This is a genomic window from Microcoleus sp. Pol14D4, from assembly GCF_036701245.1.
Classification (GTDB): Bacteria; Cyanobacteriota; Cyanobacteriia; order Cyanobacteriales; family Microcoleaceae; genus Microcoleus.
Genome location: NZ_JAUBQM010000049.1, coordinates 35,344 through 49,383 on the forward strand (window position 1 = coordinate 35,344; position 14,040 = coordinate 49,383).

5 protein-coding genes are annotated in these 14,040 nt (G+C 43.2%); 1 reads left to right on the forward strand and 4 read right to left on the reverse strand.

Annotated features, from left to right (window positions below; genetic code table 11):
• The 4 genes from QUA33_RS17840 to QUA33_RS17855 form a co-directional block, all read right to left on the reverse strand.
• A partial coding sequence (locus QUA33_RS17840) for a DUF4114 domain-containing protein (protein ID WP_333149914.1) occupies positions 1-1,328 on the reverse strand: 1,328 nt, incomplete at its 3' end.
• A gap of 702 nt (positions 1,329-2,030) precedes the next feature.
• Positions 2,031-3,695: an IS1634 family transposase gene (locus QUA33_RS17845; protein WP_333149916.1), complete on the reverse strand. Its 1,665-nt coding sequence runs from the start codon at positions 3,693-3,695 to the stop codon at positions 2,031-2,033.
• Between the two features lie 218 nt (positions 3,696-3,913).
• Positions 3,914-5,020: a PEP-CTERM sorting domain-containing protein gene (locus QUA33_RS17850; protein WP_333149918.1), complete on the reverse strand. Its 1,107-nt coding sequence runs from the start codon at positions 5,018-5,020 to the stop codon at positions 3,914-3,916.
• Positions 5,021-5,298: 278 nt separating this feature from the next.
• Positions 5,299-13,050 carry a S8 family serine peptidase gene (locus QUA33_RS17855; protein ID WP_333149920.1) on the reverse strand — a complete coding sequence of 2,584 codons (7,752 nt, stop codon included), beginning with the start codon at positions 13,048-13,050 and terminating at the stop codon, positions 5,299-5,301.
• A 450-nt stretch (positions 13,051-13,500) separates the two neighbouring features.
• On the opposite strand from QUA33_RS17855, the gene QUA33_RS17860 reads away from it, so the two are divergent.
• Positions 13,501-13,746, forward strand: coding sequence for a hypothetical protein (locus QUA33_RS17860; RefSeq protein ID WP_333149922.1), 246 nt, complete (start codon positions 13,501-13,503; stop codon positions 13,744-13,746).
• Positions 13,747-14,040: the final 294 nt, after the last annotated feature.

The following is a 14,040-nucleotide window of genomic DNA, read 5'->3' on the forward strand; positions in this document are numbered from 1 at the left end:
GTAACTGTATCTTCTTTGACAGTGAAGCTTTTGAGTATCGTCTCGCTGGTATCACCTGCTACATCGTAGGCGATCGCCTTTACCTCATAATTTCCGGCACTTAACTCTGACAGAGAGTAGCTAAAATTTGCCCACCCTTGACTGTCTGCCGTGAAAGTTTCCGCATTACCAACCTCCACCCATTCTCCGCTTTCCTTCCTTTGAGAGAATTCTACTTTGGCGAGGTCATCAACACCGTCGGCATCGTAAACTTTACCACCAGTAAAGCTGATTTTCTCTCCCGCTGTATAAGCAGTTAAAACATCAAATTGCAAGTTTTTTGGGGCTGTATTTTCTGGTGGGAGTGAGTTGATAAAATCAAGAAAATTTTTCCCGCCTTCAGTAGTAGTCCAATCCTTAGCGGGATTAATTACTTCTTTCAACAAGATCGCTTTACCCGTTGCACCTGTCAACCTGAAAATAACATCCTGATAGTCCCCATCCGAACCCGTATCAACCCGCTGATCCTCTAGGGAAAATACCAAGCCAAGACCATTAACATCCGCTATTTGACCGTACAGCCAAGCATCATTTGGGTTGAGGCTAGATAATGAAAACAGCGGACGCTTATCTCCACCAATATCGGGATTGTCAAAAACCTCTTGGACTTGACCGTTGGGCACCAACATTACAGCATAAGCCTTTCCGGGAGTTGTGGCAAATGTTTTCACGCCCTTATACGGCCCATTATTATAATTTTCTTCTCCCAAACTGCCCCTAAATAGAGGATTTGCCCCCTCTATAGATTCAGAAATCACGACATGACCCAATACAGAATTACTCAGCGATCGCTTGGCTGCTTCCTTAATAAATCCCTTATAATCTGAAGTGAATTTCTCCATACCATCGAGGCTAAAAATAGCTATTTCTCCTTGATATCTGCCTCCATCGTTGAGTAAATCGAGCCCAACTTCACCTTTATTTGTTACAAAAAATCCTGCATCAACCCCCATGCCCGTTAACGGATCGACTTTACCATCTGGAGTTAGACTGATTTGATAGTTTGTGTCTCCGGAAACCGGAGAAACATTTAAAATATAGTCCGCCGCCCCTAAATTATCGATGCTAATAGTTCCAGCATTTGTGCCGCTAGTTGAAATACTTTTGATTACCTTCCCTTCTTTGTCCCGCAGTTCCATATTGATATCACCGCTAAAACCTTCAGCAGAGATTCGGGTACTACCCAGAGTGGGGAGACTGAAAAAATAGGTATTGGTAGAATCTGTTTTACCAGTGGAACCGATATGGAAATAGTTATCTTTGAGACTACCGATTTCAATATTAGACATTTGCACCCCGATAAATAAACTTAGATTTACAAAAAGCAACTAGCAGGAATGGGCGTAGGCGTAGCCAGCCGTAGGCATCGCTTAGCTACCTGGTCTATCGATTATCTGCGATTCAGACCTACAATCTGTCTGCCTAAGCGAAGCCTTACTTTTTACGCCAATCGTCTGTTTTTCAATAAAACTTTACAAATTCCCATTAATATCGAGAATTTAGCAAAGATTTGACTGTTTAGCAGGAAATAAATAGTGATTACTTTTGATACATCTCATTATTAGGCATTTCATCGCTAATGTAAATCAATATTTGGAGAAAAATTGATAAAGACTTGATAAAGATTTTATAAAGCCTAGATAAAGACTTTATAAACATTTGATAAACCGCTCTAGTTTGTGTTTTTTTTTTGCGTAATCCTACTGATTATAACCCACATTCCGCAGATGTGTGTAAAATTTTTTTATCCGTTCTGAAAAGTTGGAGTCAAAAAGTTTTTCCGTTTAACTTATGCGGTTTTAACGTCACGGATACCTGTCAAATCTCCCGAAATTAAATAAAGTGAAATAATTGACTTTTTTTAATAGCTTGATGGCGCTTTTTTCTCGAAACAACTAAGCTTTTTAGCCAAGCCAACTCCTGCCAAGAGCTAATTATCTTGACTAATAAATGTGGATTATTCACCAATATCTACAGCTTAATAACGAGCGTCATCCACCTAAATACATTAAATAGTACCTACTGCAATACTGTCCTAAATGCTTTAATACATCTTGACGGTCTTGGGTTAAATTGCTCACTTGTTTAGAGCCGTTGACCGTCACTAAATGTACCGCTTGAAACATCTGAAATATCCATCGCATTGTCGGTTTATTGGTGAGCTTCTTTACCTGATTTCTGACTCCCTCATTGGTAGCTGATAATTGTTGTCTCAATTTCCTTTGTGCCAGGGTATAAACTAACAAGCACAGTCCCAATATCATTCCTATTGCTTCGACTCGCTCGGGATTTTTCACAAAGACGCTTGATGTAAAAAACAATGGATCTTTGATAAATCTAAATCCTCTTTCGTTGCTTTGCTGCGCTTTGTACTCTAATAGTATCTGTTCGTCGCTCACCGATTTCGTGTCTAAGATGTTGGTGGCTAATATAAATTTTCCGGCTGCGATTTGTGCGGCTTCTATTACTGATAACCGGGTTTCTATTTGACCCGTAACTTGATAAACTGTTGGATTTGTTTGGTTCTCTAGTTTCTGCTTGCTTGTCGATTTTTTGACGGGTTTTTCTCGGCATTCAATTTCTGTGATTTGGTGATACTTCCAGGTATCTGATAATCTTTTTATCGCAATTTCTGCGTCGGCTATACACGCAAACTCTTGTCTGAATAGCTTGCGTAGTGAGTCAGAAGCTGATTCTAATTGTTTCTCTACTTGCTGGGCTATTTTTTTGAGGGCTGCTTGTTTTCTGAGCTCGCTTTCTACTACTATCCATCTTTGTTTGATGTTGGCATACTCGCTGGTTATGGCTGCTATTTTGTAGCCTTTTATTTGAGCTGATTTCCAGTCTTTATCTGAGATAGCTGAGATTTTTTGTCGGGCTGATTTGATACTTAATGGCACTCTGGTTATCCATTTCATTCCTGCCATTGCTGATAAGTTTTCTGCTGTGTATAAGGCACTGTCTGCTACACAGATTCCGTCGAAAGTCCATTGGTTTTTAAATTCTTTGAGTCGGGCGACAAAAACGCTTTTGTCATCGGCGTTTCCGTCATCTATTTTGAGATACAATGGTACGTCTCCATCACCGCTAACTATGGTGTCAATGATAAATTGTTTGAGGTCGGGTCTTTTGTCTCTTGAATATCCGTGAACGATTTTTATGGCTTTCATTTCATCGGCTGGGTTTGATGAGTCTGTTTCAATGTCTTGACTCTTTTCCTGACAAGTTTTGTATGCTCCTTCTACTGATATTGAACTGCTGTCTAGATGAACGCTATTCATTTCTACTTGAAATTTATTTGCTGCTTTTAGGGCGATCGCTGTGAATAACTGTGTCGTTCCAGCTTGATGGTATTTGTCTAATGCTCTGCCTATTCTATCATCATTTAATTGTTCAGGGGTCACTCCTTCTCCTATTAGATCTTCTGTTGCTTTTCCTACGAAAAATGTGTCGGATAGGTAGATTGGGGCGCTCAAAAACCCTAATCCGTTCAAAATCATCGCTTTCATGACTTGTCCTGGGCTGAGGGTTTCTTTGTTGCTTATCCCCACTTTTTTGTTGACTTCTTCTACCAATTCCATTTCATCTATTATCCCGGCTACTATTCCCAAGTGGTCTAAATTTACGATATTTATCCCCGATAATGGCTGGTTCATGATTTTTAGAGTTGCTTTACTGCAGAAATCTATTATACACTAAAAACTCCCAAACGATTGCACGGCAATCGTTTGGGAGTTTTGTGTTTCCGAATTTATCTTCCTTTCCTTCTGCTTGAATATCTGCGGAATGTGGGTTATAACTAAGGTTGGAGCAAAGGGGGTAAAGCTATTTCGTAGGAAATCGCGCTTTTCCCCAAAATCCAAATTCATAAAAATCAACGAGAAAATCTTTGTTTGCGTTTCCGCACAGCACCAACGAGGAAAGAACCGGAAGCAAATAAACCTAACATCACTGAAGGTTCAGGAACAGCTTCGGCTTCTTCGTTCAGCATTGCGTGCATATTCAAGTTGGCTTTAGGTGTATTGAATGCAAGTTTTATCGGAAACGCAGCGGGATTAGTCGGATCGACATTCAGGCCGGTGACGCTAAATTCTTTAACTCCGCTACCGCCGACGAGCAAGTTGCCCAACAACGTGCTATAATTGCTAAAATTGACGCTATTCCCGACTGTAAATTCACCCAAAAGTATATCTTTTACTAACACAGTAAAAGGTGTATTAAAACCAGTGGGAAAATCAAGAATTTGAGTAAAGAGAGAGTCGGAAGTCATCTCGTAGCGAAAACCGTAAGCTGTTGGCGGATCGATATGTCTATCTGTCGGAACATCGAAAAAACTCCATAAACCGGGTAAACTTACATTTGGCATAATGGGATTTTGTTGAGATGAACCGGGTTCCCCTGGTATAAAAGGATCGCACTTAGGATCGCCATTAGGACAAGGGCGAACCGGTGGACGCGATATCGGGGGAGGATCGCCAACAGGGGGAGGATTGTCAACAGGGGGATTATTAGGATCGTTAGCTAAAAAAGCTCCGTAACCAGTTGTGTGATAAACCCATTTTTGTTCGCCGCTTCCTACAGTGACAATCCAACCGTCAACTAGGGCCATTGTACACATTCTATTTGGCTCTCTCCGTCCCATACAACCATCTGTCCATGTGACTTGGCGAACGCTGGCAATTTCCAGGTTGGACACTGGCAAACCTGAAGCTTGAGAGGCATTTTTTAAAACAATACTGGCAACTGCTTCGGGTAATTCCGATGTTGGGATTGTGCGGTCGAGATAAATTCCGTCGTCGTCATTAGGTCTAGGTGTTCCTTCTGGTGTAGGAAGCGATTCTTGTGTGTTAAGCGACTGTGGTTGACTGAGAGTAAGGCTGGCGGCTTGAACAGATTGGGGGAGGGAAAGACCGATCGCACTCAGGAGACTTAAAGCCAAGCTGAACGGGTAGAATTGTTTGGCAAAGGTAGATGCAGACATCAGGATAATTTTTGTGAAGGATTAAAAGTTGACAGTTGGCGAGTGCTAAAGGTCGATCGCCCGTCGCACTCAAAAACCAACCGTCACTTATCTATCTGGAAGAAGGCGCTAGTTTTATGCGAAACGCGGCCTGATCTTCAGAAAACTTTACAAATCGGAGATTGTTTGGGTTTTGCCAAAAGTGTTTGGACACAGAAGGATGGGGGAGGGCGATCGCACTTTCTTTCGGATAGGGGAAATAAAGAGCGATCGTCCCAACCTCTAGCTTTGACCTACAGCTATCGGCCGAAAAAAGATTTTAGTCCATTGAAACCGTTAGAAATGGCATTTGTGACAGTATTAACTGCTTCAGCGGCTTTGTTATAGGTTTCAGTCACAACCTTCTTACCAGTCTCATAGGTGTTAACTACAAAGTTTTTCACCTCCTGATAAGCTTTCTTGCCAGTTTCAATCACATTATTGACTATTTGCTTGCCAGTATCAATAACCTTGTTAACGAGCTGCTTGCCACCGTTGATAATATTGTTGACAACATTACTTGCTTTCTGTGCATATTTAGCAACCTGCTTGACAACTTTATATCCTTGCTGAACAACAGGATTTTGAACAACCTTGTTAACTATTTTTTGAGCCTCTTCTTTTAGCTTTTGCTGAGATTGCTGAACAATTTGGGTTGTAACCTTATGAACTTCGGTCTTGAAGTTTTGATAAGCAGCTTTGGCTTCCTGTAGGGTAGCTTTGGCTTCCTCAATTTTGGCTTTGGCTTTGTCTGACAATTCCTTCGCCTTATCTAGTGCTACTTTCGCTTTCTCTTTAGCAGCATTAAGAGCATCATTTAAAGCAGTTTTACCGTTATTCATCAACCATTCACCAGCACCAGAACCGACAATGGCTCCGATACCACCCCCAACTACAGCACCAATAAGACCACCAACAGCAACTCCCGCAGCTGTACCTGCGCCTGGAATGATTGAACCAATAAAGCCACCTATTGCTGCTCCGGCTTGACCTCCAGCCCAAGCCCCAGCAACACCTCCAGCCCAGGCACCAGCAACACTTCCAGCCGTAGATTGAAAGTTTTGACCGAATTGTCCACCATCAGCTTTATAAGCTTCATATAGTCGATAAGCATCCATTGCGAATCCAATTGGTCGCAGAATCTTACCAGCAGTTCCAACTCCTTTAGCTATGTTCTTTGCGAGTGTTCCGCTTGGTGATACTGGGGGCTTAGGTACTCCTGTTGGCTGTTTTGTTACACCTGTTGGCTTTGGCTTTTTCTGCTTAAGAGCTTCTAGTTCAGGAAGATTGAGTTTCCCTTGCTGATTAGCAAGTTTATTTCTACGCAGTTGGTCAGTTAAAGAGTTTTCAAAAAACTCTTGACCACTACGATTAACAATATTCCACTGGCTGCGTGGAATACCTGCTTCTTCCAAAGCCATTGATGTTCGGGTATTCAGGATAAATCGCTTCCCATCACGCTTGATGTAATCAACCTCAACATCGCTAATTTTTACACTACCCTTTTTGAGAGCATCTACTAGCTCATCGTGAGTCCAGTTGAAAAGTCGGCTTTTTTCTTTATCCCAGATATTGCTGTAACTTGTTTGGGAAAAATAAGCTTCATTAATTACTCCAAAATTATTGAAACGCGATGCCGAATTATTTAACCCACTTGAGTTAGGCAAAATCTTCCCTACATTCCCAAGTAAGTTTGCAGTCGTTCCACCGATCTTATAGAAAGCGTATTCACCACCTGGCTGAACGTACAAGCTACCATTTGCAAAATGGTGGACAGCTACACCATTGCTAACATAGCTTCCTAATGCAGTGCCTAAATCACCGAATTTTTGGGAAACTTCGTTTACAAGTGCATTAAATTGCTCTTGTTTCCGTCGCTCTTCCTCTTCAGCAAGCTGTCGCATAAACTCTTCAAAACGTCGCTGTTCTTCCTCTTGCTTCCTTCTTTCTTCCTCTTCAATTCGTCGCAGTTCTTCTTCAGCACGATGGGCTTCATCCTCAGCACGACGGGCTTCATCCTCAGCACGACGGGCTTCTTCTTCAGCACGGCGAATTACATCCTGCTGTTGACGCTCTTGTTCCGCCCGTTCAGGAGTGTTATCAATGTACAGAGCCGACATCCAATTATTTGTGCCAGCAATCTTATACCAACGGCTACTGCCACCTCCTGGCATAAATGGATCGGGAACCCAAACACCATTGTCTTCATAAGCATCAAAATTAGTGGCATCTCCAGGGTATTTGAGGCCAACTTCAGCAAAGTTAGTGCCAGGGCCAGAACGTATCCTCAACCATCCCGTCTGCGTCACATATCCAGCATTCATCAGCCGACCCGTGAAAGTGGGAACAGAAACAGCAACTGCACGTTCTCCGGGGGTAACTTTACCTTCTCCACTCCAAGTCAAGGGAGATTGGATGGGTTTTGGTTGATAGGCTTGAGGTTGAATGCGCTTTGCCAGTTCTACGGCTGCTGCTATATTTACCAAACCTGAACCTGTTTCTAAATCCCAACCAGGCTTGTTGAGATCCACAGCCGTCTGTTTGAGAATTTCTTTGACTTGAAAGTAGCTTAAACCTGGATTCGCTGCCCAAACTTGGGAAACTGCACCTGTCACCTTTGCTGCTGCAACTGATGTGCCGGCCATTTCGCCAATACCCAAGTCGAGAGGGATGGAGAAATCGAGATTTGTCTCGGTTGGCGTGTCGGTTTTAAAACCCGCTTCTTCCAAAATCTCTTGAGCCTTAATCAGGTTATCGGCTAACTCCTCATCAAAGGCATCCACAAATTGATTAGTTACATCTAACCCAGCAGCCAAATGTCGATCGATAAGGTCTAGGGAAAACTTAACACTAGCATCCTCTAGATAATCCCAGAGCAGCTTGTCAATTTCTTCAACGGCTTCATCGTAAACCTGCCGTTCTTCAGGACTTAAACTTTCTAACTCTTGCTCGTCATTTTCCGATTCTTTACCGTCACTGAAAGGTCCAAATACTTCCTCAAAAGTAGTTCGGGCATTGGCAGACATTTCATCTTCTGGCGGTTCTTCATCGCCGATCATTTGCTTAAGATTAACGCCTTCACCTATGGTTGAGAGGACTTGCTCGTTAGGCGTACCGCCGCGAGCCACAAAGTCTAAACCATACCCAAAACTAGAATAGTCAGCGCGATCGCCATTGTAGTTAATTGACCCAACAGTAATAAGGTTGTCAAACTCTTGAGAAGCTTGACCGAGGGCCGACATAGTTCCCCCGTTATTGCCAGCCGCAACGACAATCATCACTCCATTTTGACGCGCATATTCGATCGCCTGCCGTTCTTGAGGTGTTAATTCGTAGCGAGTAGTCACGCTACCATCGGGATTAGTTTGAGTTAAGTCAAAACTAAGATTTACCACTGCTTTCGGTTGTCCAGATGCCTTTGCTGCATCGACAAATTCCCGAAGAGATTCTGCCCACTTACCCGAACCAATGGCACGGCCCAACCAAATTGGAGCATCATCATTCATGCCGTCGATACCGATGCCATTGCCTTGAGTCGCCCCAATTATCCCCAATACATGAGTGCCGTGTTCGCTGCCTTCACCCCCTAGTAATGGGTCATTGTCATTATCAACGCGATCGCGCCCCAAAATAATCCGTTTGTAATCAATATCTGGATTCTTGCCATTGAATCCCGTATCGATAATCCCAATTAAAGGCTGATTTTTCTTATCGACATCCAACCACCTGATAGGAACATCAGTATCGATTGCAGGCGTGACTTTTGCCAAATTTACTGCTGCTGGAATATTCAACAGTCCAGAACCAGTTTCAAAATCCCAATTTGGTGTGTTCAAGTCTGTAGCAGTGCGTTGAATAATATTAACGACTTGGCGATAGCTCAACTTGGGATTTGCCGCCCAAACTTGAGAAGCTGCACCAGCTACTTTATTAGCAGCTATAGCGGTATTGAAAATTTCGCCACTGCTACCGTCAGCCAAAATATCTAAAGCATAACCACTGCCAGAAGTATTAGCCAAATCGTAAGCTTTCGCTGGGGCTACTGAGTTATTAACTCGTTTAGCTGCACCAACAGTCATAATATTGTCAAATTCCAAGGAAATCTCACCGAGGGCAGACATTATTTCGGGATCTTCCCCGGCAGGAACTACAACTAAAACGTTATGTTTCTGAGCGTATGCTAGTGCATCTCTTTCGGCTTGTGTCAGTTCGTAGCGAGGGGTAATGCTGCCATCTTTTTTGACTTCAGTCAAATTCAAATTGATACTTGCGATCGCATTAGGTTGTCCCGATGCTTTGGCAGTATCTACATATTCAATCAGCGATTTAGCCCATTCTTCAGAAGAAGCTGGTGCGCGGCCTACCACTAACGGAGCATTCTTATTGATTGCCTCAAGAATTGCTAAAGCAGTGGTATCTGGATTGTTACCTTCACCGACAGATACCAATGGATTTGCATCACCCTCAACTTTGTCTTTTGCTAAGGTAATTCGCGAATAATCAATCTTGGGATTATCCTGACTGAAGCCTGTTTCATTGAAAATGCCAACTAACGGCTGAGCAACTTTGGGAAACTCAAATTGTACTGGTGCGATCGCAGGTGGTGCGACTTTCACCACCATATCTTCCAGCCGCGAAATCAACGTCGCTGTATTATCCGAAATAGGAGTCGATCCAGTTTGCTCCCTCAACTTCTCAGTCATCGTTTCTAAACGAGCAATCAAAGTGCGATCGATCGCATTTTCGGCAACAACATCAGCACTACCCAAATTACTCAAACGTTGTTTAATGCTTTCCAATCGCGCTATCCAATCAGCATTGACATCATTCTTGTTTTGTGCTACCTCCTTAATCGGTTCAGGCACCGCAGCCGTCGAATTATCCTCAGTTGGTTTTTCAACTGTTGGATAAATTGGCAATGACTCTTTTGGCGCGGCATCATTAATACCCGCATTCTCAGTCTGAGTAACTATCTCCTTTTTCTGCGACTCTACAGCAATATTCGTACCTACAACTGGCATAGTCTGCGCTGCTAGCGATGGTACAACCGCTGGAGTTTCTTTACTCTCAACCGCCGCGGTTGGCTGACTTTCATTCACCGACTCTACAGGATTTACGACTACAATAACTTGAGTATTTTCAGTTTTTTCTACCTCAGTCACTAAAGCCGGATTCGATTCCTCTTTCGCCTTACTTTCCGGGGGCAATACTTCCGGTTTTATCTCTACCTTTGTCAGGGTTTCCGCTGGCAATACTTCCGGTTTTATCTCTACCTTCGTCAGAGTTTCCGCTGGCAATACTTCCGGTTTTATTTCTAGTTTCTCAGTTGATATGGTTGCTGCAACTTCCGTCTCGAAAGTAGATTTTGCTGGCAAAGTTGCCGTTGCTGGTGCTTCGGTAACTTCGTCTTTTACCTCAGTTGTCGGTGTGGAAACAGGCGTTTTTTCAACTGGTAATTTTTCAGTCAAATCCGCCGCCACAGTATCCTTGTCAGCAGTTGGTGTAGTTGTCGCACCTGTGTTCGGATTTTTATCTACCTTGTCAGTTGTTTCAACCTGAGTCGGATCACCAGAATTATTGGCAGTATCTTTGACTTCTTCCTCAGTCGTCACCGCTGGAGTAGTAGGCTTTGCATCTACCTTGTCAGTTGTTTCAACCTGAGTCGGATCACCAGAATTATTGGCAGCATCTTTGACTTCTTCCTCAGTCGTCACCAGTGGATTAGTAGGCTTTGCATCTACCTTGTCAGTTGTTTCAATTTGAGTTAAATCACTCAAATTATTGGCAGTATCTTTGACTTCTTCCTCAGTCGTCACTGCTGGAGTAGTAGGCTTTGCATCTACCTTGTCGGTTGTTTCAACCTGAGTCGAATCACCAGATTTATTCGCAGTATCTTTGATTTCTTCCTCAGTCGTCACCGCTGGAGTAGTAGGTTTTGTATCTACATTGTCGGTTGTTTCAACTTGGGTTGCATCATTAGTATCTTTGTCGGTAGTAGTGGTAGACGCTGGAGTTTTTGGAGTCTCTGGCTCTGAAGTTGATGGATTCAGAATTTCGGTTTCTAAATCATCAAGTAAATCCGATAATTCAGCATCTACATTGGGTTTGGGTTCCGGGGTAATGTAAGGTTTCGCATAAGCAATAAGTGCCTTGCCCAAATCAGTTTTTCGCCACTCTTTATCCGGGTTAATCACAGTATCCAACAAAGCAGCTTTTGCAGTCGCACCGCGCACTTGGAAAATGAGATCGTTGTAATCCCTGTCACTCCCTGCATCTAACCGCATATCCTCCATGATAAAGGTATTACCTTCCCCCGTTATATCCGCAATTTGACCAAAGTGAAATCCCTCCACAGGATTTGCCATTGCCATAGAAAATAAAGGACGTTGATCGCCGCCAACAGTCGGATTATCAAACACAGACTTTACACTACCGTTGGGTACCAATATCACCCCATATTTACCCCCAGCATTTACGGCAAAACTCTTGACTCCTAAGTAGACTCCTTCGTTGGCATTACTCTCTCCTAACAAACCGGAAAACCGCGCACCTTCTGTAGCATCATTAATCACTACATGACCTTTCACAGAGTTACTTAAAGAACGCGCAGCTACTTCTTTAATGAATGCTTCCGAACCCGGTTCAAATTTGTCTAAATCCTCTAAACTGAAAATAGCTAATTCACCTTGGAACATTCCACCATCAAATGTGTAGTCTACACTGATGCGACCAGTTTCATCCGTAGTAAAAACCCCGGAGGTAAAGGGAGAAATTAACTTTTTGTCTGTAGTCGGTTCTGGTTCTTTTTTGGTTTCAGTTGTTGCTACGGTAGTAGTTGAATTCTCTTTCTTTGTTTCTTCCCCGTTGCTGGTGTCAGTATTTGTTTCGTCCCCTGGCTTGCTGGCATCTGGGGAAATAGCAACTAAAGTCTCGTCTGTTTTTGGTTCTTGAGTGGCAACTGTTTCGCCTGCAACTGCATCTGTTTTGGCGGCGGCTGTGCTATTTGGATTGTTTGTGGCAACAGTTTCGCTGGGTTCTTCGGATGTTGAAATTGCCGAATCGGTTGGTGGTTTGTCTAGTGCGATTTCCCCCGCTGATGTAGTCTCTTCACTTGGCAGTTTTTCGCTAGCAGCTTCACTCGCTGCTACAGGTTTTTCCGGTTCAGGTGTGAGAGTGGTTTCGGAGACTGTAGCAACTGGCTTGTCTGATTCGTCGGTAGTGGTTGATGTTGTTTCAACCGCCGATTCAGTCGCTGCTACAGGTTTTTCCAGTTCAGATGTGAGAGTTGTTTCGGAGTCTGTAGTGGCTGGTTTGTCTGATTCGTCGGTAGTGGTTGATGTTGTTTCAACCGCCGATTCAGTCGCTGCTACAGGTTTTTCCAGTTCAGATGTGAGAGTTGTTTCGGAGTCTGTAGTGGCTGGTTTGTCGGTAGTTGGTGATGTTGTTTCAACGGCCGATTCAGTCGCTGCTACAGGTTTTTCCAGTTCAGATGTGAGAGTTGTTTCGGAGTCTGTACTAGCTGGTTTGTCGGTAGTTGGTGATGTTGTTTCTGCGGTCACAGTCTTGTCATCAACTGGAGTTCCTGTAATTACATCTTTGCTTGCAGTCGGTTTTTCCGAAGTTGCGACGCTGTTTGAGGGAAGTGGAGAATCTGATTTTGCACCGGTGAGGATGTCTGCGTCGGATGATTTTTTAGTGCTCGTTGGTGCTAAATTCAGCGTGTATTTGATGTCGCCGCTGATTTGCAAAACTTTGAGTGTATAGTCTCCCGCTACTAGGCTGTCAGCGCTAATTATTTCTGCACTGGTTCCCGGGTTGGTTGAACTGTAAAGTGTTGCGCCGCTAGAGTTTAACAGAAATACGTCGGCATTCCCGTTCAAACTGTCGATCGCGAATTTGAAACTGCCCGGACTGTTGATGTTAAATTTGTAAAGGTCAAAGATATTTGTAGTATCAACACTACCTGTGTAGCTTGTACTGTCAGTCAATGCCCCGATGTTAAGTTCAGTCATGTTACCCCGGAAAATAGTTGGTTGAATACGCCCTCAACTATCTATTTGGAACACCGTGAGGTTTTTATGCAAATTGCGGTAAATCGTTACATAAGTTTATATTTGAGGAACCGAACGCCCAAAACTTGAAAGCTACCTTACATTACGTCGATCACTGAGAAATAATACCTGATTATTTGGCTCTTCCGTGCTTAGTGTGCTAAATTTTTAGTTTTCTGGTCTCCTACATCATAGGTGGCTGGGATTTCAAGCCAATTGCCCCCAGTTGAGCAAGTTGCTCAACAGCGCAAGCAGAGGTAAATAATCTTAAAGCCTTACCTAGCAAAGCTTTGAGGATAAATTTAAGTTAACGCCAGCACACTCAGTATGAAACTTATGCGTAAAACTGCATCCGTATGACCTACCAGCCTTTTTAGTATTTTGTCACTGGACTATTTTATAAAAAAATGGATGGCTGTTTTTCCAAAAGAACAGATTTTAATCCTCAAAAGTGAAGAATTTTATAGCAACCCATCAGCCACAATGAAGCAAGTTCATCGTTTTTTGAACTTGCCAGACTATCAACTAACTGAGTATCGTAATTACAATCCAGGTTCATATTCTCTCGTCTCTGATAAATTACGTCAACAATTAGTGGAGTTCTTCCACCCTTCTAATCAGGAACTAGAGGAATATTTAGGTATGGAGTTTAACTAGGAGTGATTATATTTGGAGCAATGGTTGGCTCAATATCTCCTGCGATCGCGATCGCCCTGATGGGGTAGCGATCGTCGGCAGCACCTACGCGATGCTCTTGTCTTTACCCCTGTCCCATAAATTAATATTGAGGCCTCAGACTTAATCGCAGCCGGCCTCCGATTGACCGTCGCCTCCTTCTAGCAAACCTTGTGGTGCATCCAGCTATCGCCGTCACGGGTGCATCTCACTTTGGCAAATGTGTCAAAAAAGAGATAAAATGAAAAAGCTAGTAAAATCGTTAAATAAAGATGA